Origin of the sequence: Bacillus sp. LLTC93 (genome assembly GCF_002993125.1) — a bacterium.
Lineage (GTDB): Bacteria > Bacillota > Bacilli > Bacillales > Bacillaceae > Bacillus > Bacillus zhangzhouensis.
Window position 1 is genome coordinate 251,205 of record NZ_PVME01000003.1, and the last position, 25,063, is coordinate 276,267.

The following is a 25,063-nucleotide window of genomic DNA, read 5'->3' on the forward strand; positions in this document are numbered from 1 at the left end:
AAAATCCTCCCTATATTTCATGTAAGGTTAGTGTGTACAAAGAGAAGCATGTTTATGAAAGTGACAAAGCGGGCGAAAACTTCTATAATTTATGATGGAAAGGGGTTGTCTTGAACATGAGCATTATTCAAATTAAGGGGAACGTACGGTACAAGATCACCATTGATCCAAGTGTGTGGATTTTTGATGACCGCAAATTTTTAATGGATTCATTTTTTGAGAAAAGCGCAGTAAGTGAAGAGAATCAGCTTGATCAGGAGCTTGACCAAGAGCGGGTCATAAGAGAGGGGCAAACACTCCCACCCACTTTAAAAACAGAGAAGAAATACGAAAAAGAAAGACTCGTCACAGGCAGCTTCGGTATGAAGCTTGGCGACATGCTGAAAAATGCAGAACCGCTTGATGAGGCGGCAGCGTGTGAATTTGTCACAGAAACGGAAACAATTGCTGTCCCGCTTTCTAAAGCAATGGAAAGCATTGCTCATTTCAGTCAAAATGGAAAACCTATTACAGAAGAAGGACCAATCCACGTTTATTTCGAGGATCAGTCCAACATCACTCAGCCGATTAAAGGTGTAAAAGAGCTAATCATTACATAAGATAGAGGGTCTGGACTATAATAAATCAGCTGCAAGCTGTGCAAGTCCAGATCTTTCTCCTTTGACAAGCTTGACATGTCCAGATATTTGTTGCCCTTTGAAGCGCTCAATGACATACGTAAGCCCATTATTTAAGCTATCTAAATAAGGATGATCAATCTGCTCTGGATCTCCCATCAACACAATTTTACTTCCCTCTCCAACTCGCGTTAATAATGTTTTCACTTCGTGTTTTGTTAAATTTTGCGCCTCATCAATGATGATAAATTGATCAGGTATACTTCTTCCACGGATGTAAGTTAAAGCCTCCACCTGAATCGAACCAATACCCGCTAAGATCGCATCAAGTTCTCCAGGTTTTTTTGTATTAAATAAAAATTCTAGGTTGTCATAGATCGGCTGCATCCATGGTCTGAGCTTCTCTTCCTTCTCTCCTGGCAAGTAGCCTAAATCCTTTCCAACAGGAACAATTGAGCGAGCCACGATGAGCTTTTTAAACATGCCGAGATCCTCTGTTTGCATCAATCCAGCAGCAAGTGCAAGCAATGTTTTGCCTGTCCCCGCTTTTCCGATGAGTGTCACGAGCGGAATGTCACGGCGTAAAAGTAGCTCTATCGCCATCGTCTGCTGAACATTTTTCGGGCGGATTCCCCAAATATGTTCTTGATCATAAATGAGACGCTTGACGAGCTCTCCTTTTTGATCAAGCATTCCTAAAGCAGAACCCCCTTCATTTCCCTTCATAATGACAAATTGATGAGGGTTTAACGAGGCATTGGTGACGTCTTTTACGTGTAACTGATTTTGCTTATAAAATGTATTCAACTGTTCCGTCGGAATATAGAGCTCGTGATAGCCATTATCAATGTCTTCATTTTGCAGCACACGATCACTTAAAAAATCCTCTGCTTGCAGCCCAATGGCATCTGCCTTCACTCGCACTAAGACATCCTTGCTAACCAAAATGACAGGCCGCCCATGAGGCTTTGTTTCTTCCTCTAAGCTCAAATTCTTTGCCACAGCCAAGATCCGATTATCGTTCGTTTTTTCAATGAAAATTTCTTGAAGTTCATGGAAAGAACGGTGATTCAGTTCAATGCGCAGTGTCCCTTTTGACTCTAGCGTAATTTTTTCATGCAGTTTCCCTTTCGATCTCAAAGCGTCGATTAAACGTGAAACGCGCCGAGCATTTTGCCCAACCTCGTCCATGTATCTCTTTTTCGAGTCTACTTCTTCTAAAACAACGGCCGGAATGACGACCTCATTGTCTTCAAATGAAAAGATTGAATTCGGATCCTGTAATAACACATTCGTGTCTAATACATAAATTTTACTCAGGTCCTTCGCCTCCTGATCGGGGTTTCATTCATCCTTGTCTTTCCAAAAACGATTGTTAAAATATATGTTTTCATGAATAAAGTTAGAAGGTTAATTCAACAATAAAATAAATCATGCAGTTTGTGAAGGAGGGAATACACATGCGACTATTTGTTACATTATTCATGATTCATACCATCTTTCTGTTGGGCGCTTGCCAGCAGCAGGAAAAGCCAGAGGCTCTGGACAAGCAAGATGGACGCCAGCACTTAGTACGGGTGTCAGACTCAACCAAGAAAAATACCGATCAAGCCCGCCCATCAACAGATGTCGCGCAGCATCTTGTCAATGTGACCGAGCATGTAGCAGATGTAAATGATGCAACGGCTATCGTCATCGGCCGCTATGCTGTTGTTGGCATTGATGTAAAAGATGATTTAGATAGAAGCAAAGTAGAAACCATTAAATATTCAGTCGCAAAAGCGCTGAAAAATGACCCAGAGGGTGCGAATGCTGTTGTGGTCGCTGACCCAGATACAGTCAGCCGTTTAAAAGAAATGGGCAAAGAAATTCAAGCAGGCCGTCCTGTAAGTGGTATTATGGATGAACTAGCTGCCATTGTCGGACGTGTGATGCCAGAGATGCCGAGAAATGAGATCGATCGTAGCGAAACGGACCCGACGAATGACCCGAATGATCAGCTCAAACAAAACGATCAAAAGCAGTTAGAAAAAAATCAAAACGATCAATCAAACCATCATATGAATCAGAAGAAATAATGAGAACGGCTTATATCTCTTGTGATATAAGCCTCAGATTGATGACAAAGGGATAAAATGATTTTATTTTAGCCCTTTGTCTTCTTTTCAGCTTGATAGAAAACCTTTGCAGTCTAGGAAGGTCGAGCACAGGAGTGGAGCGAATTTAACATTCGTGAGCACCGGAGCACAGACCTGACAAAGAATGCGATGGTTTGTCTACACGCTGCGGCTTATATCTCTTGTGATATAAGCCTTTTTCTACGCTGATTTTAAGTGGTTCAGAAAACATGCTATAATGAATGCAACAAAGTGAGGTGAAAATGATGAGAGTGAAGTGCTCATTATGTGAAAAGCTTGAAACCATTGATGATGATACACTCGTTGCTAAGCGGTTAAGAAATCGACCGATTCATACATATATGTGCGATGACTGCCAAGAAAGAATTAAAGTCAAGACAGAAGCACGCATCAAAACTGGCAGATTCTCTCTTTATCAAGATCCTGCGACGAAAGAGAAAAAGAAGAAAAAAGGAAAAAAAGAACAAAAAACATAAAAAAGACCTGACACATGTTCAGGTCTTTTTTTACGTATTTACTGTTCCTTCTTTTTTCGCACGATGCAGCCGTATTTTATAAATAATTAAAATGGCAGCTGCCACTACTAGGCCTTCCGCTACTGGCAAGAAGATTCCTAAAAATGTGAGAAACGTACAGCCAAAAATCAAAAACAAATAAATCACGAGCGCTTTTAAAATCGGTAGACGTCTAGCAAAGCCGAGCTTAAAAACAATAATCGCTAAAACAAGGATGGTGCCATATAGGAGCCACATCCCTGTTTGCGGATTTTCATCGACACGAAACAGCATCGCGAAAAAGGATAGATTCTCACTTACTTCCTGATCATTCAAAAAGATTCCCTCCCCTTATCTTTCAGGGTTCTATCTTTTTAATTCTTCATGGAATTATGATAATCCTGCTAGCTTTTTCTTCTTTGCTGCTTTCTCACGTTCGTTTTTATCTAAAATTTTCTTTCTTAGACGAATGGATTCTGGTGTAACCTCACAGTATTCGTCTTCATTAAGATACTCAAGAGATTCCTCAAGTGACATAATACGTGGTTTTTTCATACTAACCGTTTGATCTTTTGTCGCTGAACGTACGTTCGTTTGTTGTTTCATACGGCTAACGTTGACAACAAGATCGTTCTCACGGTTATGCTCACCAACAATCATTCCTTGATATACTTCAGTACCTGGCTCAACAAAAATCACACCGCGTTCTTCCACACCTTGGATTCCGTAAGAAGTCGCTTTGCCTGTTTCCATTGAAACAAGTACACCTTGACGGCGTCCGCCAACTTGACCAGACTGCATCGGCTGATAGCTGTCAAACGTATGGTTCAGAATACCAAAACCACGAGTTAATGAAAGAAATTCAGTTGTATATCCGATTAAACCACGTGATGGAACTGTAAAGATCAGGCGAACTTGACCGTTACCATTATTGATCATGTCAATCATGTCACCTTTTCTTGCGCCCATTGACTCCATGATAGAGCCAGTGTGCTCTTCTGGTACATCAATTTGAACGCGTTCTACAGGCTCACATCGAACACCATCCACTTCTTTTACAATAACTTCTGGCTTCGATACTTGTAATTCAAACCCTTCACGTCTCATATTCTCAATCAGAATCGATAAGTGAAGCTCTCCGCGTCCAGATACGACCCAAGCATCAGGTGAATCAGTTGGATCCACGCGAAGACTTACGTCTGTTTGAAGCTGCTGCTCTAAACGCTCTTCAATTTTACGTGATGTCACGTATTTTCCTTCACGGCCTGCAAATGGGCTGTTATTGACAACAAACGTCATTTGAAGTGTCGGCTCATCAATACGAAGGATTGGCAGTGCCTCTTGGTGTTCTACCGGACAAACTGTTTCACCTACGTTGATGTCTTCCATACCAGATACAGCGACAAGATCTCCAGCTTTCGCTTCATTGATTTCCACTCTTTTTAACCCTTGGAAACCAAAAATCTTTGTCACACGGAATTGTTTCACACTGCCATCGACTTTCATCAGGGCTACTTGCTGTCCTACTTGCATTGTCCCTCTGAATACACGGCCGATTCCAATTCTTCCAACATAATCATTGTAATCAAGTAGCGCCACTTGGAATTGAAGCGGCTCTTCATGGTTATCAATTGGGCTTGGAATATGGTTGACAATTGCTTCAAACAAAGATTCCATGTTTTCATCTTGCTTGCTCGCATCATTACTTGCCGTACCATTGATTGCTGATGCATACACAACTGGGAATTCAAGCTGTTCTTCTGTTGCATCCAATTCAATGAACAAGTCAATAACTTCATCGACTACTTCAGCCGGACGAGCAAAGTCGCGGTCAATTTTATTGACAACAACAATTGGTGTTAAGTTTTGCTCAAGTGCTTTTTTCAGCACAAATCGTGTTTGAGGCATACAGCCTTCATAAGCGTCCACCACGAGAAGTACACCATCTACCATTTTCATGATACGCTCAACCTCACCACCGAAGTCGGCGTGTCCTGGTGTATCTAAAATATTAATGCGTGTATCTTTATAATGGATCGCAGTATTTTTAGCTAAAATCGTAATACCGCGCTCTCGCTCTAAATCATTTGAATCCATGGCTCTCTCAGCGATATTTTCATTCGCACGGAAAGTACCAGCTTGATGGAGCAATTGGTCAACAAGCGTCGTTTTACCATGGTCAACGTGGGCAATAATTGCGATGTTGCGAAGATCTTTTCGAAGTTTCACATTTTCATCTCCTAAAATAATTAGATAACTTTCATATTATATCACAATCCCCTTTAAAATCCGATCGTTTTTCTGTAAACTTATATTAACTCTAAAAAAAGGGATGGAGACAAATGAAACAAATCAAATGGCTTCTATTATTATGTGCATTACTTGCAGTCGTCAGTATGGCGTTTATTGGGGTATCTGTTGCAGAAAAAAGCACACTGGGAACATGCCTTAGTATCGTGTTCGCCATGATTTTCATGGGTACAGGATTTACATTAAAAAGAAAATTAAACGTGCAATCATAAAATTTCTCAAAAGCCTTTTACATTCTACATGTAGAAGGCTTTTTATTTCGAGTAAAAACAAGACCAACCACCTATGAAAATCCGAGTAATCAGACTGAAAATAGCATGTAGACTTGGCAAATATAAGCAATCTGAACCTCTCTATTTTTCGACAAGAACTTTTATAGTTCTCCAAAATCAAACACAAAGTTACAATTTTCCTATTCTTCCACAAACTTTCTCATGGTATGCTGTTCTTGCAACAAAATTTAACAGAAAAGGGAGAGAAAAGAAGCATGAAGAAGTTTTTGAGCAAATCGCTCAGCTCTGTTGTATTTTTCGCTTTAGCTATCATTCTTACTTTCACAACAGTAGCTCCTGGGCAAGCAAACGCTGCAACGTTCAAAGGGATTCCTTTTGAACAGCAACAAATTATTAAAGATTTATTGGAGAAAAACGAGCGTGTCATCAACATTCTCATCAATTCATTTGTTGAGGAAGACAACAGCTACACATTCGATGTGAAAAAAGCGATTGAGCTCGGTTTGACTGAAGAAGAAGCGGCGACTGCTGAGAAATTCTTAGATCGCGCAGCTGTTCTTACAATCGTTTTCAGTGAAAGCATCAATAAAAACGAAAAAGGAAAATTAGTTTTTGATGCAGAAAAAGCGATTGAACTTGGTCTTACTAAAGAAGAAGCAACTAAATTCGAAAAGCTTTTCAAATCAGTGATCAGAATTGCTGATCTTGCTGGTGATGCACTTGTTCTAGACAAAAAAGGAAACGTTGTAATTGATTCAAAAATTGCAAAAGGTCTTGGATTCAGTTCTACTGAATTACTTGTTTTCAACCAATTGCTTAAGAAAATTCCTCAAGAGCAATTAAAAACTTTCTATGATGCAGTTCAACTTGCAAAAGAAAAATTAAACTAAGCTCGAAAACCCCCACCTGGTTCGTCCAGATGGGGGTTTTTATTTCAGCCAATATAGAATGATCATGATGACGTACACTACACTAAACACGATACTCGCTCGACGTAAGAGCTTTCCATAGTAGCGCTTCTCGAATTTTCTTTTTTCTTCCTTTTCATCTAAATATGGCATGGGATCCGGTGTCTTCATAAGAAGAATTGGTTCTTTCATTTCTTGATAAAGATGACGGCAACTCTCGCAGGAATGTAAGTGCTCGGCTACTATTTTATTTGTTTCTGCACTTGTGTCCCCCTCTATATAAAGTGGTAACAATTCTTCGATCAAATAACAGCTCATTTATTGAACTCCTCACAATGTAGCATTCGCTTCAACTCTAATCTGGCTCGATAAAGGGTTGTTTTGACTTTAGATAAAGTCCAATTCAAAATTTCAGCTACTTCTTCATATGACAATTCCTGAATATCTCTTAAAATGAGGACCTCCCGGTAAGAATCCTTCAGTTGATTGATATGATTCCACAGCCTTTGAATGTCAGCTTGTGTTTCTATATGGTCTTCTGGTGTGATGAAGGTCTGCTGCTCTAAGTAATCAACATCCTCTACATCCGTAAATGACCGTTTTACTTTTCGGCGATAGTCATTGACAAATGTGTGATAAGCAATGGTATAAAGCCATGTTTTAATACTAGAATGTCCTTTAAAAGAGGATAATCCATGTAGTGCCTTCATAAATACATCCTGCGCTAGATCCTTGGCCGTTTCCATATTTCCTGTCCGGCGATATAAATATTTGGTGATTTCCTGAAAATACTCTTCATATATTATTGCAATTTGATCGGCTGGTCTAGACATCAAAAATAAAACCACACAGTCATCCAAATAGATAAGACGATAAAAAAGAGATACAATGAGTAAATAAACCCCTTCATACGTTTTAACTCGTTATCGTCATTCTGATCCTCAGTCAGTGCTGAAGACGGATCATTTCCCATGAAAGAATCCTGAAATTGCTGTTCATGTCTCTTCATCCAGCTGGCTGCTTCTTCTCCCAGCTCCCCTTCTTGATACAGTTCATATAAGTCTTGAAAGATGGCTTGTTTTTCTTTATCTGTCAAAACGGTACACCTCTTTTGTTCGTCCATTTACTTCATAGATTTTACGCTCATTTGATCCGAATGTTTGAATGATGACAAGCCATGAAATGTTGATGTTCCCTTCTTTATCGATCATTCTCACAGGTTTTATTTGTTTTTTATAGATCGTATATGGTTTATACCTTTTTATTACTTGCTGATAGACTTCATCACGTTCTTGATTAGATACCATATGAGGCAAAGAAGAAGCTGATTGCCAATTCAACTTGATTCCATCATCATCTCTAGACATATTGAGTAAATGAGAGGATGAGTTAAATGTATACTGTTTGTGTTCGCCAGATCCTGTTTCTTTCCTCACGTCTTCTGGCTTTTTCCCTATGATCTTTAACAAATCTTCATCGCTGATTTTCCCTTTTTTCTGATGAAGAATCGCTTTTGACAGCTCGAAGCTGATTAATTTTTTTGTTGAACCATTAAACAGAAACTCCGATTGATCTTTTGTTGTGACCCTCACTTCATGCTGCCAATCAAAATAAAATTCATCAATGCCTGTGACTTGATAAACTGGCGGCTTTAGATTTAAATTTTGATAAATGCTGTTGATCCTGTTTTTTATCTCAGTTTCTGTTAAATGGATTCCGTCTATATCCTTCAATTGAAAGATGGCGTTCCCGTATTGCGCTTGTCGAAGCGTCCCTTTTTTCCAGGTGGCGAACGCTAAGCTTTCATTTTCATTCTGAGACATTTTTGGCAGAAGAAGAACGTTCGTCTCTCCTTCATCTTTTTTGATTGCTATATGAATGCGGTCCAGATCAATCGATTGTCCGCTTCTTTCGAAAAATTCAATGGTTTTTTCCCTATATTCTTTATCGGTCAAATCCTTGCCCACTATACGACCCCTATAGGAATAGCCGCTTAATTCGCCTGTAAACGCAGAAATATTCACTTCATACTGATCACCTGCAAACACGTAGTGATAAGAGATAGGATGGTGACTAGCACTTAAATATAACGACTGATCCACTGGTAAAAATTTTGAAGCGAATTCTTTTGCACTTATCGCCGATAAAGGGCGATATTCTTCTGAGAAAGTATCCACAAGTTCCGTTTTGGTGAATTGGAACATTGTATGAGGGACATTGACGATCGGATTGAGTAATAGCAGTAAAAACACAGATATACCCCCAGCGCCCCACTGTCTCAACCTCACCTTGTCTTGTAGTAAAACACATAACAAATAAATCGTCATAAAGCTTCCTGCTGCCGTCGCTAAAATCACAATCGATTTAAATGAAGATTGCAGCTCATACTTCGTGATAGAAGGATAAAAAATATAAAGCAGAGCAGCGAAAATCAGGCCATAGAACAACAGCAATTCCATCCACTTCCGATGCCAAAACAAGCGAAAGAAAAGGTGCAGCACCAAAGCGGCAAAGCCAGCCATAAGCAAAATGATGATCAGATCTCTCCATACTAGCTCCATATCACCGCTAAGAAAGAACTTTTTGCTTTCAGCTAACACAATAAACACCGTTTGACATAAAGGCAGAAGTAACACAGATAAATCAAAAGCAAAAAACATGCCTTTATTTTTTAAATAAGGAAGAGAAATCACATAGTAAAGTGATGCAAGCAAGACATACCCATAGATGAGAAATTGCATGAAATCTGTCAGCACTTCAAATGTTTCGATCGTATATTGTCTAGCTAGGACTTGGTGGATCATTTCAAGTGTCATACCGCCCAGCAGAACGACTCTTAATACGATTCCAGCATAAAATAAATAACCACTCTTCTTTTCTTTCCATAGCGGAAGTGTCATGAAAAGGACAAATAGTCCAAGTACACACCATTGAATGATTTTCATACTGTACTCATTTAAAATCAAATACCTTTCAAAATGGAGAGATAAATCACTAAACAAATCAAACATTGATACACAATCCTTTACATCAAATTAAGGCCTCATTCGTATAGACATTCGCCTTACCAAAAAGTTTCAGGAAAAACAAAAAATCACTTCATTCTCATGAAGTGATTGTGTTTATCTTTTATTTCCGCTTCCTTTTATGTAATCGTGCAAGATCTTTTCACAAATGGATCGATTTCCTGCAACAATGCTATTTTTCTCTAGGAACGTAAGCCGCTCTCCGTGAATATTTGAATAAACAGCACCTACTTCATCAAGCAGCACGCAGCCGGCCGCATAATCCCATGGCGCAAGCCTTAACGTGATGTATGCGTCACTTCTTCCACTTGCAATATAAGCGAGCTCAAGCGCAGCTGATCCAATCGTACGAGTACCTCTCACGTCACGTACGAGACGGGCAAACGGTTTGGCATCAAAATAAGGGCTTTCGATTGCCCATGTCGGGTTAATGCCCACAATGGCTTTTTCAATCGCGACATCTTTTAGTGGCGGGAGCAGGGTATCGTTCATATAGGCTCCTTCTCCTTTGACCGCATGATATAGCTCGTCATGAATGACGTCATAAATAAGACCGATTTTTCCAACGCCATTTTCAAATATCCCAATTGAAATGGCAAAGTTGCGTTTTTGATGGATAAAGTTCATTGTGCCATCAATCGGATCAATGATCCACACAATCCCACCCAGTGAGGTCACCTCTTCCCCTTGTCCCTCTTCTCCTAAAATGTGATGATCTGAAAATGTCGACTGAATCTTTTCAATGAAAAAACGCTCTGTTTCTTTATCGATGTTTGTGACAAGATCATTAGGATTTGATTTTGTTTCAATTGATAGACCTTCCTGCATGGACGCTTTAATACGGCTTCCTGCTTCTTTTACCCAAAGCTTTGCAAGACGGTCAATTTCCACCCAGTTTGTCATCAGACTGTAAACCTCTTTTCTATGTAGTACCTATTTGTATTAGCATACTGATATTATGTACGTAAAAGCAAGAAAAAAGCAGCGTCATACAAAAACGAACCGATGAATTGGTTCGTTTTTACCTCACCTTGTTTTACCCTTGAAGCTGCTCCCATTCTTTTCTTAGGCGCTCAAGCTTTCGTTTGCTGCGTTCAATTTGAATACCATCTTTTTGCTCGATGGCTTCATGAAGCGTAGAAAGCTCATAATCAACCTCTAATCTCCACACAGCGATGCGATTCTTCTTCTCTTGTCTATACCCCTGCTTCACGATTTGCTTCATTGGTCAACGCCCCTTCCAGAGAATGATTCATTCCTTGTCAGTTTTCATTGATAAAAAATACAATCGATAAGAGAATTGGTTCTTGCTTATATCGTATGAAGCGATCGCATAACCGCAACGACATTCTGAAAATTGTGTTTTTACCTATTTGTTATGTACCACAAATTCGATGTTTTTAAACGCTACATTATATCCTCTGCAATCTTTCTCCTTATGGTGCATCTTTTTTTGAGCTTGACCCAAGCTATGATAGAATATGATCAGCGAAATGATACAGGAGGCATAACATGAGTGAGATGCGTTTTAGAGATGAAGATTTTGAAACATTCACAGTTGACGGTTTAGATGAACGAATGACCGTATTAAAAGAAAGAGTCCGTCCAAAGCTTGAGACTCTTGGCGAACATTTTGCACCGCTTCTTTCTTCTATTACAGGAGACGAGATGTTTGTACACGTAGCAAAGCATGCGAGAAGATCAGTCAACCCGCCAAATGATACGTGGGTTGCTTTTGCAAACAGTAAGCGCGGGTATAAAAAGCTCCCTCATTTTCAAATTGGGCTTTGGAAAACTCATGTATTTGTATGGTTTGCACTTATTTATGAATCTCCAGTTAAAGGTGAGTATGGGCAATTATTCGAAAAAGAGCTAGACACCATCCAGCAGAAAATACCGCAAGATTTCGTTTGGTCTAAAGATCATATGAAACCAGACGTACTGCGTCACAATGAGCTTGATGCTGAACAGCTGAAAACACTATTTGAACGTGTTCAAACGGTAAAGAAAGCCGAACTCCTTTGCGGCATTCAGCTGCCTAGAGAAGAAGTCGTTCAAATGAATAATGAAGAGTTTTTATCGAAAATCGAAAATGCCTTCCGTACGTTGACTTATCTATACCGCTTTACACAGAAAGAATCTGTATAAAAAAACGAGCCAATCTAGGCTCGTTTTTTTACATACGGATGATCGCTGTTTCTTCTGCCTCTCTAGCACTTTTCACTGTGCGATAAGGGGAATACCCGCTTCCCTTTTCAAACGCCGCAGAGTGCGTCTTTTCCTCTGCTTTCGATGGCACAACTTCTTTAAATCGTTTATAAGCATTTAATAATTCCTGCTTGGTAATTCCTTTTTCATACGCCTTTTCAACGGCTTGAAAAAACGAAATGACCGCAATCTTTTCCTCTGTTGTCCAGTCGACATCCATTGGATATTGATATTCCATTTACTTGTCCCTCACTTTAACACTCATTTCTTATTTGAACTTACATTATAGCATTTGATCTATCAGAAACCGACCGATTTTATGCTTTACATTCCGTTCAGTTCATAATATAATTCTTTTGTTTTATGCAATGAAATCTGCCGTTATTGGCACAATAATAGCAGGTATTTCGATGAAGGTGGGAAAGCAATTGTCACAACATGATACACCCTTATACACTGGACTAAAAAAACACGCTGCAACCAATCCAGTCCAATTTCACATTCCAGGCCATAAAAAAGGTGCCGGAATGGATCCTGAATTTAGAGAATTCATTGGTGATAATGCATTAAGCATTGACCTCATTAATATAGAACCTCTCGATGATTTACATTCGCCTCGAGGGATGATAAAAGAAGCACAAGAGTTAGCTGCTGAAGCATTCGGTGCTGACCATACGTTTTTCTCCATTCAAGGAACAAGCGGCGCGATCATGACGATGGTGATGACGGTGTGTGGACCTGGAGATAAAATCATTGTTCCTCGTAACGTCCATAAATCCATTATGTCCGCTATTGTATTTTCTGGCGCAGTGCCTGTTTTTATTCACCCAGAAATCGATAAAGAGCTTGGTATCTCACACGGCATTACACCAGACTCAGCCAAAAAAGCACTGACCGAGCACCCAGATGCAAAAGGCTTGCTTGTGATTAACCCAACATATTTTGGCATTTCTGCTGACTTAAAAACGATCGTAGAGATTGCCCATTCATTTAATGTGCCTGTCCTTGTGGATGAAGCGCACGGTGTGCATATTCATTTTCACGATGAGCTTCCGCTGTCTGCGATGCAGGCAGGGGCCGACATGGCAGCAACAAGTGTCCACAAACTCGGCGGGTCCCTCACCCAAAGCTCTATTTTAAATATGAAGGAAGGACTTGTTTCAAAGGACCGCGTGCAGTCGATTTTGAGCATGCTAACGACAACATCCACTTCTTATTTGCTCTTAGCTTCACTTGATGTCGCTAGAAAGCGATTAGCCACTGAAGGAAAGGCACTCGCAGATGAAGCGATTCGTTTGTCTGAATTAGCGAGAAACCGCCTGAATCAAATTGACGGCATTACCTGTATTGGTCAGGAAATACTCGGTTCAGCTTCTACTTACGATTATGACCCAACGAAATTAATTATCTCGATTAAAGACCTTGGGCTAAATGGACATGATGTCGAAAAATGGCTGAGAGAAAGCTACCGAATTGAAGTGGAACTCTCTGACCTATACAACATTTTATGTATCGTAACCCCTGGAGATTCTGATGAGACGATCGATACACTTGTGACGGCTATGAAAGAAATTGCCGCAACCTCTACATGTGAGGCCGGCAAACAAGCGGTGACGGAAGTGTTACTGCCTGAGATCCCATCGCTTGCTATGACGCCGCGTGACGCCTTTTACGCAACAACAGAAGTGATTCCATTTAAAGAAGCGGCCGGCCGCATCATTGCAGAGTTTGTCATGGTATATCCGCCGGGCATTCCGATTTTTATCCCAGGCGAAATTATCACAGACGAAAATGTCTCGTATATCTTTAAAAATATTGAAATTGGTCTCCCTGTCCAAGGACCTGAAGATTCAACGCTAGAGATGATCCGTGTCATTAAGGAACAAAAACCAATTCTATAAAAAAGAAGCATGCAGCCCCAATTGGAGCTGCATGCTTTTTTATTTATTCAGAGGCTTCATCACCGCAATGACAGTGACCACACGTTCCATACAGCGTTGTCACTTTTTCATTCTCAAATTGATCAATGGTTTCATTGCAATCTTGACAAATAATTGTACCCACGTACATTCCCCTTTTCTTCACCTTATAGTTTAGAAGCGTTTAATTTATTTCTTACCTCTATAATATGATGTCACATTTAAGTTGTCAACGGTTAATTGTATGACACATTTAATCATTTTTATAGATATATGCTTTTTACTCATCATTATTGAGGGAACGTTTCAATTGTATTTTGCTTCATATCAATTCTGTAACAATTGAGTAACAATCGAAAATTGTCAAAAAGGACATGATACACTAGAGTGACTAACAGGGAACCGGCTCCTAAAAATGTTGGTATAACCCCAAAGGATTTTGAGGTGAATAGATTGAATTTTATGAGGACACTTCTCATTATATTCCCCATGCTCTTTGTACTTAGTTCATGCTCATTTGCTTATATCATACCGAATCAAACAGACCAAGTCAGTCACATTCAAAAACCAAGAATTCTCTTTTTTACTGATGCAGAAAATCTTGATAAAGAAAGTCCTTATTATGATGCAGTACTCGATTTAAAAAATGAGTACCCAAAGGAAATGTCAAAGATGATCGTAAAAGAAGATCGTAAGGGCTGGAAAAACGAAGTAGATGAATTACCGGCTATTTTGCTTGTCAATGATGAAAAAGTCATTGTGAAGGTTGAAGGAAATGTCCGCAGTAAAGAGGATATCTTATCACCCTTATGTCATGCATTAGACCGCGTGAATACAAATTAACGATTCAACCTTGCACTTATAGATAACCATATGAAAAAACCCCTCACCTCATGAGGGGTTTTTTCATATAGAGACATTTGTACAGCCTTCTCAAACGTTTTAAAAAGCCCTCTCCATGTCGAAGAGGGCTTTTTAGGTTCATTATTTTACGATATGGATTGGGCTTCCAATTGCTACTTCAGCCGTTTCCATTGTGATTTCACCTAATGTTGGGTGAGCATGAATTGTCATTGCGATATCTTCAGCAGTCACTCCAGCTTCGATTGCAAGGCTAAGCTCTGAAATCATATCAGAAGCGCCAACACCTGCAATTTGTGCACCGATGACTAGACCATCCTCTTTACGAGTGATCATTTTCATGAAGCCATCAGTTGCGTCAAGAGAAAGTGCACGTCCGTTAGCTGCGAATGGGAATTTCGCTGCAACGATTTCGATTCCTTCTGCTTTAGCTTCTGCTTCAGTGTATCCAACAGTTGCAAGTTCTGGCTCAGAGAATACAACAGCAGGAATACCAAGGTAATCAATTTCAGCTGGCTCTCCAGCGATTGCTTCAGCTGCAATTTTACCTTCGTAAGAAGCTTTGTGTGCAAGTGGTGGTCCATCAACGATGTCACCAATTGCATAGATGTTAGATACGCTTGTACGGCATTGTTTGTCAGTTTTGACAACTCCGCGGTCTGTCAATTCAACACCAACTTGTTCAAGACCAAGCTCATCAGTGTTTGGACGACGGCCAACTGTTACAAGTACGTAATCAGCATCAACTGTTTTTTCTTCACCTTTTACTTCGAAAGTAACAGTGACACCCTCAGATGTTTCTTTCACGCCTTTTGCAAGAGCGTTTGTATGGATTTCAACGTTTCCTTTTTTCTTCAGGTTACGTTTAACCAAAGAGCTCATTTGCTTTTCGAAACCTGGAAGGATTTCGTCTCCACCTTCAAGGATGACAACTTCTGTTCCAAAGTTTGCATAAGCAGTTCCAAGCTCAGTACCGATGTATCCACCACCGATAACAACTAACTTTTTAGGTACTTCTTTAAGCGCTAAAGCACCAGTTGAGTTGATCACACGGTCAGTGTATTTAAATGTTGGCAATTCAATTGGACGAGATCCAGTTGCAAGAATTGCGTTTTTGAAAGTGTAAGTCTGTGCTGAATTTTCATCCATTACACGTACAGAGTTAGCGTCTACGAAATAAGCTTCACCTTTGACGATGTCTACTTTATTTCCTTTTAGAAGGCCTTGAACTCCACCTGTTAATTTGCCCACAACAGAAGCTTTCCACTCTTGCACTTTTGTGAAATCAACTGTTACGTTTTCAGCTTTGATACCCATGTCTTCAGAATGCTTTGCATTCTCGAAACGATGACCAGCATTGATTAATGCTTTTGAAGGGATACAGCCGACGTTTAGGCATACGCCGCCAAGCGTTCCTTTTTCAACGATTGTTACTTTTTGTCCAAGCTGTGCAGCACGAATAGCAGCTACATATCCACCAGGACCTGCACCGATGACAAGAGTATCTGTTTCGATTGGGAAATCTCCTACTACCATGACATTACGCCTCCATTAAAATTAATTGTGGATCATTCAACAAACGCTTGATGTGGTTAAGGGCATTTTGCGCAGTAGCTCCGTCAATCATACGGTGGTCAAAGCTTAGGGAAAGAGCTAAGACTGGAGCTGCAACGATTTCGCCATCACGAACAACCGCTTTTTCAGCGATACGGCCAATACCAAGGATCGCTACTTCTGGGTGGTTGATGACTGGAGTAAACCATTGTCCACCAGCAGAACCGATGTTTGTGATTGTGCAAGATGCACCTTTCATTTCAGCTGGAGCCAATTTACCATCACGTGCTTTTGTTGCAAGCTCATTGATTTCGTTAGACACTTCGAAAATCGCTTTGCGATCTGCATTTTTCACAACTGGAACAAGCAAGCCTTTTTCAGTGTCAGCTGCAATTCCGATGTTGTAGTAATGCTTTTGAACAACTTCATCTGTTTTATCATCGATAGAAGTGTTAAGTACTGGGTACTTTTTCAAAGCAGAAGTTAGAGCTTTTACAACGTAAGGCAAGTAAGTTAACTTGATTCCTTGATCAGCTGCAACTTGTTTGAATTGTTTACGATGTGCAACAAGGTTTGTTACATCAACTTCATCCATTAATGTTACGTGAGGAGCTGTATGCTTAGAGTTCACCATTGCTTTAGCGATCGCTTTGCGGATTCCGCTCATTTTCTCGCGAGTTTCTGGGAATTCTCCTTCTAGAACTGGAGCCGCTGCCGCTTTTGGAGCTGCTTCTTCTTTCGCACTTTCAGCTGCTTGAGGTGCTGCTTCTTGAGTTACAGAACCACCATTAACGAAGCTGTCGATATCTTCTTTTAAGACACGGCCGTTTTTACCAGTACCTGCAACTTTGTAAATTTCAACGCCTTTTTCACGAGCGTATTTACGTACAGATGGCATAGCAATTACGCGCTTGTTTGGATCAGCATCTACTTGCTCTTGTGCGCCTGCGCCAGTTGCTGCTGTCGCTTCTTCTTGTGCTACTTCTTTCTTCTCTGGCTCGTTACCAGCTTCAGCAGTACCTTGTACTTGAGCTTCAGTTTTTGCTTCGCCTTCTTCTTCGCTGCCTTTAAATTGAAGATTTTCGTAACCAGGTGCATCAAACGTAATGATTGTTTGTCCTACAGTTGCAACTGTTCCCTCTTCAACTTTTAATTCTAATACTTTTCCTTTAACAGGTGAAGGAATTTCTACAACTGCTTTATCGTTTTGTACCTCTGCTAAAACGTCATCTTCATTGATTTCGTCGTTAGGTTTTACAAACCACTTAACGATCTCACCTTCGTGGATACCTTCTCCGATGTCCGGAAGTTTAAATTCAAATGCCACTGTTTTTCGCCTCCTAGATTTTGTTGAACCCTTGTTGTGTAAACATTACACGATCATGTAATTGATAAAGGGGAAGAGAAATAAATTCTTTTCCCCCCTGTCATTTAATTAAAATTCAAGAACTTTTTTAGCTGTTTCAAGCACGTCTTTATGGTTTGGAAGCCATACAGTTTCAGCTTGAGAGAAAGCAAACACAGTATCAGGTGCAGCTACACGAAGTACTGGTGCTTCTAGGCTAAGGATTGCTCTGTCATTGATTTCAGCTACTACGTTTGCAGCAATACCAGCTTGTTTTTGTGCTTCTTGAACAACGATTGCACGGCCTGTTTTTTCAACAGAAGCGATGATTGTTTCAATATCAAGCGGGCTTACTGTACGAAGGTCGATCACTTCAGCAGAAATGCCTTCTTTTTCAAGTTCTTCAGCAGCTTTAAGTGATTCGTGAACCATTGCACCGTAAGTAATGATTGAAAGGTCAGAACCTTCACGTTTCACGTCAGCTTTACCGATTTCAATTGTGTACTCTTCTTCAGGAACTTCCTGACGGAAAGAGCGATAAAGTTTCATATGCTCAAGGAATACAACTGGATCGTTGTCGCGAATTGCAGAAATTAATAGTCCTTTTGCATCGTAAGGTGTTGAAGGAATAACAACCTTGATACCAGGCTGTTGTGCTACAAGACCTTCTAAGCTGTCAGCGTGAAGCTCAGGTGTATGAACTCCTCCACCGAATGGAGAACGGATTGTCACTGGAGAATGCCAGCGTCCGCCAGAACGGTAACGCATACGAGCCATTTGTCCAGAAACAGAATCTAATACTTCGAAAACGAATCCGAAGAATTGAATTTCCATTACTGGGCGGAATTCTTGTAGTCCAAGGCCAATTGCAAGACCGCCAATACCAGATTCAGCAAGTGGAGTATCGAATACACGATCCTCACCAAACTCTTTTTGCAATCCTTCAGTCGCACGGAATACGCCGCCGTTTTTACCAACGTCTTCTCCGAAAACGAGAACGTTTTCGTCATTTTTCAGTTCTGTGCGTAACGCATCAGTGATCGCTTGAATCATTGTCATTTGCGCCATGGCTTACTTCGACTCCTTCTGTTTGTAAATTTCAAGCTGTTCAACTAGGTTGAATGGTTTCACATCGTACATGTTTTCAATCAAGTCAGTGACTTTTTGCTTAGGCTGTTCGTCAGCTTCTTTGATTGCTTGTTTGATTTGTTCTTTTGCATCTTCGATGACTTTATTCTCTTCTTCTTCAGACCATAGTCCTTTGTTTTCCAAGAATTTGCGGTAGCGTACCAATGGATCTTTTTGCTCCCACTCGTTTTCATCTTCTTTTGTACGATATCTAGTTGGATCGTCACCAGCCATTGTATGTGGGCCGTAACGGAATGTAAGAGTTTCGATTAATGTTGGACCTTCACCATTTACAGCACGCTCACGAGCTTCAGCAGTCGCTGCATATACAGCTAATGCATCCATACCGTCAACTTGTACGCCTACGATACCAGCTGCAGCTGCTTTTTGTGCAATCGTTTGTGCAGCAGATTGCTTTTCAACAGGTGTAGAAATCGCATATCTGTTGTTTTGGACAACAAAAATCGCTGGCGCTTTGTAAGCCCCTGCAAAGTTAATACCTTCGTAGAAATCACCTTGTGAAGCTCCGCCATCACCTGTGTAAGTAATTGCAACAGCTTTTTTACCGCGCTTTTTCAAACCAAGAGCTACACCAGCAGCTTGAATGATTTGTGCACCGATAATGATTTGCGGAGAAAGTGCATTCACATCTTCAGGCATTTGGTTACCAACAAAATGTCCACGAGAGAACAAGAATGCTTTTGTTAGTGGCAGACCATGCCAGATTAATTGTGGTACATCACGATATCCTGGAAGAATGAAATCTTCTTTCTCAAGTGCAAAGTGAGTTGCAAGCTGAGAAGCTTCTTGTCCAGCTGTTGGCGCATAGAAGCCAAGACGTCCTTGACGGTTCAATGAAATTGAACGTTGATCTAATACACGTGTAAACACCATACGGCGCATTAATTCTTTTAATTGGTCATCTGAAAGATCCGGCATTGCCGCTTCGTTTACGACTTCGCCTTTTTCGTTTAAAATTTGAAACGTTTCAAACTGCTTTTTGATGGCATCAAATTGCTTTTTGCTATCAACAATTGCTTTTTTTGTTTTTGCAGCCATTCTAAAGTCACCTCTTCCTTTCTTTTAACAGTCAATTTGTCGTGAATCCATTTATACATACAGATATAGGATAACCCAAAATACTCATATGACTCCTGTTTATAATAGCCACAAAGAGGGTTGTCGAAACATTGGATGATCGCTTACTTTTGAGCCCTTCTAACTGTATTAACGATAGTTCACAAAAAACTAATACAACTTCTGTTAACAAGGATTAGTTTACAACAAGAAAAATAGTCCGTCAATTGATTTAACGGCTTTATTTAAATAAATGTATTCGCTTTACTTTTTATGGTGATCTGTATCAATCTGTTTAACGAACAGCACGAACTGTACTAGTATAGAGTGTACTACTGTACTACAATAGCAAATGTTTGTTTTTGTCGAAAAATAAGAAAAGAGCTGTTTTTCAGCTCCTTTTTGACTCTTTATCTGCCGCTTTGTATAAAGCCTGTTTATGTTCGTTCAATTGGTCTGTATATTGATTGAACTTCTTGCTTTCTTTTCTGACCTTGCTGTAAGAACGATTCACTGTCTTCAGCTTGGATTTTAGCTCCCTGTATCCTAAGTCTTTCTTCTTTAAAGATTGATACAAATGCTGGTCTTGTTTCAACGCCTGTTGATACTCACGGTAAAGCTGATCGTACGACGCATATCTCTTCTCGATTGATTTCACCGTTTGTTCTGCTTTGTCTTTTAATTCCGCATCTTTTATCCGTCCGGCAGATTCTTTTACAGTTTGCAATTCTTTTTTCGATTCATCCATGCTGTCTTTTTCTGTTTTTAAATGTTCTTCTCGCTTCGCAGCTGATGCTAACGCCTGATCAGAAAGGCTTGACACTGTTTTTGTATGATCCTTTGTTGTTTGAATCATTTTCGTATACAGCTGATGCTCTTTTTTCTCATAGTTTTCTAGTGTGCCCTGCTCTTTTTCAAAGGACGCCTCTTTTTCGCTCATTTTCGTCATCGCATCTTGCATCTCATTGAACGGACTTTGACCTCCGCATCCCGCAAGCAAGAGGGTACATATCGCCGCTAAAGCAGCACTTGCTTTCATGCTTCTTTTCCTCTGTCTCATCACAAGGTCCCCCTTTATATCTCCACATACCACTATAATTTTTATAGGCGTTTGTGACAAGGAAAGAGGTTAGCCTTTTTAGGGGGAAGAAGATTTTTTTCAACCTATAGGCTCATGACTATACAAATAGTGCATTCATACATAGTTTATATTACACGCTTCGCCTTCACTTCTGAGAGGCCAAGTGTATTTCCAAAGGAGGTCAAAAATATGTCTAATTATAGTCATGGAAGTATGTATGGTGGATACGGCGGTTACGGGTATGGATACGGTGGCGGCTGTTGTTACCCAAGTTATGGTTATGGTGGTGGGTGCGGATACGGTGGCGGACGTACATTCGCTTTAATCGTCGTCCTATTCATCCTATTAATCATTGTAGGCGCAGCATTCTTAGGCGGCGGCGGTTGCTGCTAATGGCTGTTTAAGCCTCTGACCGGTCTCATACGACCGGTCTTCTTTATTTCATTGCATATGTTGTGTATCATTTTATATACTTTACATACAAAGGAAATAGGAGTGAAGTTTTGTGATTACCATGGATGATATCGTAAGGGACGGACATCCCGTCTTAAGGCAAACAGCTGAAGCGGTCGAACTCCCGCCAACAGAAGAAGAAAAACAGCAATTAGCTGATATGATCGAATTCGTTAAAAATAGTCAGGATGAAGACATTGCTGAAAAATATGGACTGAGACCCGGTGTAGGACTAGCAGCTCCGCAGATCAATATTAGTAAACGTATGATTGCTGTTCACTGTGAGGATGAGGATGGGCAGCAATACAGCTATGCCCTGTTCAACCCTCGAATTGTCAGTCATTCAGTCAAAAGAGCTTATTTGGCTACTGGAGAAGGCTGCTTATCTGTTGATGAAGCCATCCCTGGATTCGTCCCCCGTTATGAAAAAATCAGGGTAAGGGCTACAACGCTTGAAGGGGACGACATTGATATCCGCTTAAAAGGGTTCCCTGCCATCGTCTTTCAGCATGAAATTGACCACCTGAACGGCATCATGTTTTATGATCATATTCAAAAGGATCAGCCATTCGCCGAGCCAGACAACTCTGTTGCGATCGGTAGATCATAAAATAAAAAGAAGACCCAGCAACTTAAGGGTCTTCTTTTTTTATTCTTCAATGAGGCCTAAATGAGTCACTGCATGGAATATACCGCCCTCATCTACTGGCTTTGTCACAAAATCAGCCAATGCTTTTAATTCACTCACAGCATTTCCCATGGCAACGCCTGTTCCAGCGAACGAAATCATTTCTCTATCGTTCAGACCGTCTCCAAAGGCAACTGTATCCTTTTGATCGTAAGGCAGCCTTTCGATGACTCGTTTCATTCCTTCAGCTTTTGATCCGCCCTTTGGCAAGACGTCGGTTGACAGCTCGTGCCATCTGACAAGGTCAATTTTCTCGCGGAACGCCTCATATTGGACTTCCTCTTCTGCCTTACAAAATAGCAGCATTTGATAAATGTCGTTTTCTTTAAAGAAAGACAAATCATGCTCGGGGTGCTCTGTTTTTAACGTTCCAATTCCTTCATGGATAAACGGATGGTTCGGCACAGAAGCCTTCATCGTTTCTTCCCCCATGAAAACAAGCGGGTGATCATGACGATCCGCTGTTTCATAAATTTGCTCCATCAGCTCCTGTTTGAGCGGATTGCCGTAAATGACTTCTCCCTCATACATGACATACTGACCGTTATAAGCAATAAATGAGTCAAGTTCCAATTCATGTAAAATAGGTTGAATCAAAAAAGGTGAACGGCCAGATGCAATGAATAGATGATGTCCTTTTTCTTTTAATAAACGAACAGCTCGCTTCGTTGATTCAGGTATTTTTTTATCATGATCATATAAAGTACCGTCGATATCAAAGAAGATGACTTTTTTATTCATATCTCGTCTCCTGTCTCTCGTTATGTACACACTCTCCCCTTCATCATACAGAAAGATGTCCGCTTTCGAAACCAATACCTTTTAAAACGCCTATTTCCCACATATAACCATGTAACATTCAATGGAAACATCATATAATACAAGTATAAAGAGAGAACGGAACTTGCTATCCTAAACGAAAGGAGGCGAGCAGCGATGCTTCGTCGTTTACGCAAGAAAATTCGAAGACAATGGAAGGACATGCTTCGTAAAAAATCGATTGCTTAAAAGGATCTTCCGCACATTTGCTGAAGGTCCTTTTTTCTCAGAGCCTTTTCTTATGCGCGTTTTTTTAATATAATAGAATAAGCGAGTGTAACATACGGTATTTAAGGAGAGATTTGGATGATATATAAGGTATTTTTTCAGGCAAGTACTACTGAGGTACCTGTAAGAGAACACACAGATTCACTATACGTTGAAGCGGTTTCTGAAAGAGACGTACGCGATAAGTTGAAAAAACATAACTACAATATTGAATTCATTCAGCCTGTAGACGGTGCTTTTTTAGACTATGAACGAGAAAGTGAAAATTTTAAAGTATTGGAGCTATGAGAGGAATGAAATTTGTTAAAAACGATCAGGCGGCAGTTTTTGCGCTCGGCGGATTAGGCGAGATCGGTAAAAACACGTATGGCGTTCAATTTCAAGATGAAATCATTTTAATTGATGCTGGTATTAAGTTCCCTGAAGATGAGCTTCTCGGAATTGATTACGTCATCCCTGACTATACGTACTTAGTTAAAAACGAAGATAAAATCAAAGGTCTATTCATCACTCACGGACATGAAGACCACATCGGCGGTATCCCTTACCTTCTCAAGCAAGTGAATATTCCAGTTTACGGAGGCAAACTCGCAATCGGCCTACTTCGTAATAAATTGGAAGAGCATGGTCTCTTGAGACAGACGAAACTTCACATTTATGAAGAAGAAGATACCATTAAATTTAGAAAAACAGCTGTGTCTTTCTTTAGAACAACGCACAGTATTCCAGATTCTTACGGAATTGTCGTGAAGACACCTCCTGGTAACATCGTACATACAGGTGATTTCAAGTTTGACTTTACCCCTGTTGGCGAGCCTGCCAATTTAACGAAAATGGCTGAGATCGGTAAAGAAGGTGTCCTTTGTCTTCTATCTGACAGTACAAACAGTGAAATCCCAGAATTTACGATGTCTGAAAGACGCGTAGGTGAAAGCATTGATGACATCTTTAGAAAAGTAGATGGACGAATTATCTTTGCAACGTTTGCTTCAAACATTCACAGACTTCAGCAAGTCATTGAGTCCGCTGTTGCCAACGGCCGAAAAGTCGCTGTGTTTGGGCGCAGTATGGAGTCTGCAATTGATATTGGACAAGATCTTGGCTATATTAAATGTCCAAAAAACACGTTCATTGAACATAATGAAATCAACCGACTTCCAGCAAACAAAGTCACCATTCTTTGTACTGGCAGCCAGGGTGAACCGATGGCAGCTCTTTCTCGTATTGCGAACGGTACTCACCGCCAGATTTCCATTAATCCCGGAGACACTGTTGTCTTCTCATCTTCACCGATCCCAGGTAACAATATTAGCGTAAGCCGTACCATCAACCAGCTTTACCGTGCTGGCGCTGAAGTCATTCATGGCTCACTAAATAATATTCATACATCTGGTCACGGCGGACAAGAAGAACAAAAACTGATGCTCCGTTTAATTAAACCAAAATTCTTCATGCCAATTCACGGTGAATACCGCATGCAAAAAACGCATATTAAACTTGCGAATGATTGCGGAATTCCTGAGGAAAACTGCTTTATCATGGATAACGGTGAAGTTCTTGCACTGAAAGGTGACGAAGCAAGTGTCGCTGGCAAAATTCCATCAGGTAACGTGTATATCGACGGAAGCGGCATTGGTGATATCGGAAACATCGTATTAAGAGACCGCCGCATTCTTTCAGAAGAAGGTCTTGTCATTGTTGTTGTCAGCATGGACATGAAAGAATTCAAAATCTCTGCTGGTCCTGATTTGATCTCAAGAGGTTTTGTCTACATGAGAGAATCTGGAGACCTCATCAATGACGCACAGGATTTGATTTCAAAGCATCTTGAAAAAGTGATGGAACGCAAGACAACACAATGGTCAGAAATTAAAAACGAAATTACTGACACACTTGCACCTTTCCTTTATGAAAAAACAAGACGCCGCCCAATGATCTTACCGATTATTATGGAAGTTTAATCAGACAAAGAGACA

Annotated in this window: 29 protein-coding genes; 12 read left to right on the forward strand and 17 right to left on the reverse strand. The window is 40.4% G+C overall.

Annotation, left to right across the window (positions count from 1 at the left end):
• The first annotated feature begins 116 nt into the window (after positions 1 to 116).
• A complete protein-coding gene (locus C6W18_RS10715) occupies positions 117 to 599 on the forward strand; it encodes a hypothetical protein (protein WP_105927552.1) in 483 nt (160 codons plus the stop codon).
• Between the two features lie 15 nt (positions 600 to 614).
• On the opposite strand, the gene C6W18_RS10720 is transcribed toward C6W18_RS10715, so the two are convergent.
• Positions 615 to 1,937, reverse strand: coding sequence for a PhoH family protein (locus C6W18_RS10720; RefSeq protein WP_105927553.1), 1,323 nt, complete (start codon positions 1,935 to 1,937; stop codon positions 615 to 617).
• Between the two features lie 140 nt (positions 1,938 to 2,077).
• Between C6W18_RS10720 and C6W18_RS10725 the strand changes: the two genes are divergently transcribed.
• The gene (locus tag C6W18_RS10725) at positions 2,078 to 2,695 is read left to right on the forward strand and encodes a YhcN/YlaJ family sporulation lipoprotein (RefSeq protein WP_034318087.1); all 618 of its coding nucleotides are present in this window, start codon (positions 2,078 to 2,080) and stop codon (positions 2,693 to 2,695) included.
• A gap of 305 nt (positions 2,696 to 3,000) precedes the next feature.
• Positions 3,001 to 3,231, forward strand: coding sequence for a YlaI family protein (locus C6W18_RS10730; protein WP_012009835.1), 231 nt, complete (start codon positions 3,001 to 3,003; stop codon positions 3,229 to 3,231).
• A gap of 30 nt (positions 3,232 to 3,261) precedes the next feature.
• On the opposite strand, the gene C6W18_RS10735 is transcribed toward C6W18_RS10730, so the two are convergent.
• Both C6W18_RS10735 and typA read right to left on the reverse strand, forming a co-directional pair.
• Positions 3,262 to 3,543: a YlaH-like family protein gene (locus C6W18_RS10735; RefSeq protein WP_044334035.1), complete on the reverse strand. Its 282-nt coding sequence runs from the start codon at positions 3,541 to 3,543 to the stop codon at positions 3,262 to 3,264.
• Positions 3,544 to 3,639: 96 nt separating this feature from the next.
• Positions 3,640 to 5,478 carry a translational GTPase TypA gene (gene typA, locus C6W18_RS10740; RefSeq protein WP_034318093.1) on the reverse strand — a complete coding sequence of 613 codons (1,839 nt, stop codon included), beginning with the start codon at positions 5,476 to 5,478 and terminating at the stop codon, positions 3,640 to 3,642.
• 113 nt (positions 5,479 to 5,591) lie between these two features.
• On the opposite strand from typA, the gene C6W18_RS10745 reads away from it, so the two are divergent.
• Together C6W18_RS10745 and C6W18_RS10750 are read left to right on the forward strand one after the other, a co-directional pair.
• Positions 5,592 to 5,771 carry a DUF5325 family protein gene (locus C6W18_RS10745; RefSeq protein ID WP_034318096.1) on the forward strand — a complete coding sequence of 60 codons (180 nt, stop codon included), beginning with the start codon at positions 5,592 to 5,594 and terminating at the stop codon, positions 5,769 to 5,771.
• A gap of 275 nt (positions 5,772 to 6,046) precedes the next feature.
• Positions 6,047 to 6,682: a hypothetical protein gene (locus C6W18_RS10750; RefSeq protein ID WP_105927554.1), complete on the forward strand. Its 636-nt coding sequence runs from the start codon at positions 6,047 to 6,049 to the stop codon at positions 6,680 to 6,682.
• Positions 6,683 to 6,721: 39 nt separating this feature from the next.
• Here C6W18_RS10750 and C6W18_RS10755 read toward each other — a convergent pair whose 3' ends face one another.
• From C6W18_RS10755 to C6W18_RS10780, 6 genes are all read right to left on the reverse strand, one after another.
• Entirely contained in the window at positions 6,722 to 7,018 is a 297-nt protein-coding gene (locus tag C6W18_RS10755; protein WP_105927555.1) for an anti-sigma factor family protein, read from the reverse strand.
• Positions 7,015 to 7,533, reverse strand: coding sequence for a sigma-70 family RNA polymerase sigma factor (locus tag C6W18_RS10760; RefSeq protein WP_189318076.1), 519 nt, complete (start codon positions 7,531 to 7,533; stop codon positions 7,015 to 7,017). The genes C6W18_RS10755 and C6W18_RS10760 overlap by 4 nt, the downstream gene beginning before the upstream one ends.
• On the reverse strand, positions 7,533 to 7,796 hold the full coding sequence (locus C6W18_RS10765) for a hypothetical protein (protein ID WP_105927557.1): 264 nt from the start codon (positions 7,794 to 7,796) through the stop codon (positions 7,533 to 7,535). The genes C6W18_RS10760 and C6W18_RS10765 overlap by 1 nt, the downstream gene beginning before the upstream one ends.
• Complete coding sequence (locus tag C6W18_RS10770) at positions 7,786 to 9,711, reverse strand: hypothetical protein (protein ID WP_105927558.1); 1,926 nt, start codon at positions 9,709 to 9,711, stop codon at positions 7,786 to 7,788. The genes C6W18_RS10765 and C6W18_RS10770 overlap by 11 nt, the downstream gene beginning before the upstream one ends.
• A 111-nt stretch (positions 9,712 to 9,822) precedes the next feature.
• Positions 9,823 to 10,629: an inositol monophosphatase family protein gene (locus tag C6W18_RS10775; protein WP_034318102.1), complete on the reverse strand. Its 807-nt coding sequence runs from the start codon at positions 10,627 to 10,629 to the stop codon at positions 9,823 to 9,825.
• 133 nt (positions 10,630 to 10,762) lie between these two features.
• Positions 10,763 to 10,951: a hypothetical protein gene (locus C6W18_RS10780; RefSeq protein ID WP_105927559.1), complete on the reverse strand. Its 189-nt coding sequence runs from the start codon at positions 10,949 to 10,951 to the stop codon at positions 10,763 to 10,765.
• Positions 10,952 to 11,238: 287 nt separating this feature from the next.
• On the opposite strand from C6W18_RS10780, the gene C6W18_RS10785 reads away from it, so the two are divergent.
• On the forward strand, positions 11,239 to 11,874 hold the full coding sequence (locus tag C6W18_RS10785; RefSeq protein ID WP_105927560.1) for a DUF1054 domain-containing protein: 636 nt from the start codon (positions 11,239 to 11,241) through the stop codon (positions 11,872 to 11,874).
• A gap of 28 nt (positions 11,875 to 11,902) precedes the next feature.
• Here C6W18_RS10785 and C6W18_RS10790 read toward each other — a convergent pair whose 3' ends face one another.
• Positions 11,903 to 12,172, reverse strand: coding sequence for a UPF0223 family protein (locus C6W18_RS10790; RefSeq protein ID WP_105927561.1), 270 nt, complete (start codon positions 12,170 to 12,172; stop codon positions 11,903 to 11,905).
• Positions 12,173 to 12,362: 190 nt separating this feature from the next.
• Between C6W18_RS10790 and C6W18_RS10795 the strand changes: the two genes are divergently transcribed.
• On the forward strand, positions 12,363 to 13,835 hold the full coding sequence (locus C6W18_RS10795) for an aminotransferase class I/II-fold pyridoxal phosphate-dependent enzyme (protein ID WP_105927893.1): 1,473 nt from the start codon (positions 12,363 to 12,365) through the stop codon (positions 13,833 to 13,835).
• 43 nt (positions 13,836 to 13,878) lie between these two features.
• Here C6W18_RS10795 and C6W18_RS10800 read toward each other — a convergent pair whose 3' ends face one another.
• Positions 13,879 to 13,998 (reverse strand): GapA-binding peptide SR1P, encoded by a 120-nt coding sequence (locus C6W18_RS10800; RefSeq protein ID WP_078061763.1) that lies wholly within the window; start codon positions 13,996 to 13,998, stop codon positions 13,879 to 13,881.
• 317 nt (positions 13,999 to 14,315) lie between these two features.
• Here C6W18_RS10800 and C6W18_RS10805 point away from each other — a divergent pair, with 317 nt between their 5' ends.
• The gene (locus tag C6W18_RS10805; protein ID WP_223251704.1) at positions 14,316 to 14,696 is read left to right on the forward strand and encodes a hypothetical protein; all 381 of its coding nucleotides are present in this window, start codon (positions 14,316 to 14,318) and stop codon (positions 14,694 to 14,696) included.
• A 141-nt stretch (positions 14,697 to 14,837) separates the two neighbouring features.
• Here C6W18_RS10805 and lpdA read toward each other — a convergent pair whose 3' ends face one another.
• The 5 genes from lpdA to C6W18_RS10830 form a co-directional block, all read right to left on the reverse strand.
• Positions 14,838 to 16,250 (reverse strand): dihydrolipoyl dehydrogenase, encoded by a 1,413-nt coding sequence (gene lpdA, locus C6W18_RS10810; RefSeq protein WP_105927562.1) that lies wholly within the window; start codon positions 16,248 to 16,250, stop codon positions 14,838 to 14,840.
• 4 nt (positions 16,251 to 16,254) lie between these two features.
• Positions 16,255 to 17,595 (reverse strand): dihydrolipoamide acetyltransferase family protein, encoded by a 1,341-nt coding sequence (locus tag C6W18_RS10815; protein WP_105927563.1) that lies wholly within the window; start codon positions 17,593 to 17,595, stop codon positions 16,255 to 16,257.
• Positions 17,596 to 17,703: 108 nt separating this feature from the next.
• Positions 17,704 to 18,681, reverse strand: coding sequence for a pyruvate dehydrogenase complex E1 component subunit beta (gene pdhB / locus C6W18_RS10820; protein ID WP_034325029.1), 978 nt, complete (start codon positions 18,679 to 18,681; stop codon positions 17,704 to 17,706).
• A gap of 3 nt (positions 18,682 to 18,684) precedes the next feature.
• The gene (gene pdhA, locus C6W18_RS10825; protein WP_024424754.1) at positions 18,685 to 19,800 is read right to left on the reverse strand and encodes a pyruvate dehydrogenase (acetyl-transferring) E1 component subunit alpha; all 1,116 of its coding nucleotides are present in this window, start codon (positions 19,798 to 19,800) and stop codon (positions 18,685 to 18,687) included.
• Between the two features lie 409 nt (positions 19,801 to 20,209).
• The gene (locus tag C6W18_RS10830) at positions 20,210 to 20,878 is read right to left on the reverse strand and encodes a YkyA family protein (RefSeq protein WP_105927564.1); all 669 of its coding nucleotides are present in this window, start codon (positions 20,876 to 20,878) and stop codon (positions 20,210 to 20,212) included.
• Between the two features lie 234 nt (positions 20,879 to 21,112).
• Between C6W18_RS10830 and C6W18_RS10835 the strand changes: the two genes are divergently transcribed.
• A complete protein-coding gene (locus C6W18_RS10835; RefSeq protein WP_105927894.1) occupies positions 21,113 to 21,292 on the forward strand; it encodes a YjcZ family sporulation protein in 180 nt (59 codons plus the stop codon).
• 112 nt (positions 21,293 to 21,404) lie between these two features.
• Positions 21,405 to 21,962 (forward strand): peptide deformylase, encoded by a 558-nt coding sequence (gene def / locus C6W18_RS10840; protein WP_034325032.1) that lies wholly within the window; start codon positions 21,405 to 21,407, stop codon positions 21,960 to 21,962.
• Positions 21,963 to 22,001: 39 nt separating this feature from the next.
• On the opposite strand, the gene C6W18_RS10845 is transcribed toward def, so the two are convergent.
• Positions 22,002 to 22,781, reverse strand: a complete 780-nt coding sequence (locus C6W18_RS10845; RefSeq protein WP_105927565.1) for a Cof-type HAD-IIB family hydrolase — start codon at positions 22,779 to 22,781, stop codon at positions 22,002 to 22,004.
• Positions 22,782 to 23,165: 384 nt separating this feature from the next.
• On the opposite strand from C6W18_RS10845, the gene C6W18_RS10850 reads away from it, so the two are divergent.
• The gene (locus tag C6W18_RS10850; RefSeq protein ID WP_008345114.1) at positions 23,166 to 23,375 is read left to right on the forward strand and encodes a DNA-dependent RNA polymerase subunit epsilon; all 210 of its coding nucleotides are present in this window, start codon (positions 23,166 to 23,168) and stop codon (positions 23,373 to 23,375) included.
• 5 nt (positions 23,376 to 23,380) lie between these two features.
• Positions 23,381 to 25,048: a ribonuclease J1 gene (rnjA, locus tag C6W18_RS10855; protein ID WP_003212511.1), complete on the forward strand. Its 1,668-nt coding sequence runs from the start codon at positions 23,381 to 23,383 to the stop codon at positions 25,046 to 25,048.
• The last annotated feature ends 15 nt before the right edge of the window (positions 25,049 to 25,063 follow it).

Coding starts and splice junctions, on each gene's coding strand:
- C6W18_RS10750 (WP_105927554.1), top strand. CDS start 6,047: ATGAAGAAGTTTTTGAGCAAATCGCTCAGCTCTGTTGTATTTTTCGCT.
- C6W18_RS10730 (WP_012009835.1), top strand. CDS start 3,001: ATGAGAGTGAAGTGCTCATTATGTGAAAAGCTTGAAACCATTGATGAT.
- C6W18_RS10785 (WP_105927560.1), top strand. CDS start 11,239: ATGAGTGAGATGCGTTTTAGAGATGAAGATTTTGAAACATTCACAGTT.
- pdhB (WP_034325029.1), bottom strand. CDS start 18,681: ATGGCGCAAATGACAATGATTCAAGCGATCACTGATGCGTTACGCACA.
- lpdA (WP_105927562.1), bottom strand. CDS start 16,250: ATGGTAGTAGGAGATTTCCCAATCGAAACAGATACTCTTGTCATCGGT.
- C6W18_RS10745 (WP_034318096.1), top strand. CDS start 5,592: ATGAAACAAATCAAATGGCTTCTATTATTATGTGCATTACTTGCAGTC.
- C6W18_RS10850 (WP_008345114.1), top strand. CDS start 23,166: ATGATATATAAGGTATTTTTTCAGGCAAGTACTACTGAGGTACCTGTA.
- C6W18_RS10790 (WP_105927561.1), bottom strand. CDS start 12,172: ATGGAATATCAATATCCAATGGATGTCGACTGGACAACAGAGGAAAAG.
- C6W18_RS10780 (WP_105927559.1), bottom strand. CDS start 10,951: ATGAAGCAAATCGTGAAGCAGGGGTATAGACAAGAGAAGAAGAATCGC.
- rnjA (WP_003212511.1), top strand. CDS start 23,381: ATGAAATTTGTTAAAAACGATCAGGCGGCAGTTTTTGCGCTCGGCGGA.
- C6W18_RS10735 (WP_044334035.1), bottom strand. CDS start 3,543: ATGCTGTTTCGTGTCGATGAAAATCCGCAAACAGGGATGTGGCTCCTA.
- C6W18_RS10715 (WP_105927552.1), top strand. CDS start 117: ATGAGCATTATTCAAATTAAGGGGAACGTACGGTACAAGATCACCATT.
- C6W18_RS10760 (WP_189318076.1), bottom strand. CDS start 7,533: ATGTCTAGACCAGCCGATCAAATTGCAATAATATATGAAGAGTATTTT.
- C6W18_RS10775 (WP_034318102.1), bottom strand. CDS start 10,629: ATGACAAACTGGGTGGAAATTGACCGTCTTGCAAAGCTTTGGGTAAAA.
- pdhA (WP_024424754.1), bottom strand. CDS start 19,800: ATGGCTGCAAAAACAAAAAAAGCAATTGTTGATAGCAAAAAGCAATTT.
- C6W18_RS10805 (WP_223251704.1), top strand. CDS start 14,316: ATGAGGACACTTCTCATTATATTCCCCATGCTCTTTGTACTTAGTTCA.
- C6W18_RS10845 (WP_105927565.1), bottom strand. CDS start 22,781: ATGAATAAAAAAGTCATCTTCTTTGATATCGACGGTACTTTATATGAT.
- C6W18_RS10755 (WP_105927555.1), bottom strand. CDS start 7,018: ATGAGCTGTTATTTGATCGAAGAATTGTTACCACTTTATATAGAGGGG.
- C6W18_RS10835 (WP_105927894.1), top strand. CDS start 21,113: ATGTATGGTGGATACGGCGGTTACGGGTATGGATACGGTGGCGGCTGT.
- C6W18_RS10770 (WP_105927558.1), bottom strand. CDS start 9,711: ATGTTTGATTTGTTTAGTGATTTATCTCTCCATTTTGAAAGGTATTTG.
- C6W18_RS10830 (WP_105927564.1), bottom strand. CDS start 20,878: ATGAGACAGAGGAAAAGAAGCATGAAAGCAAGTGCTGCTTTAGCGGCG.
- C6W18_RS10725 (WP_034318087.1), top strand. CDS start 2,078: ATGCGACTATTTGTTACATTATTCATGATTCATACCATCTTTCTGTTG.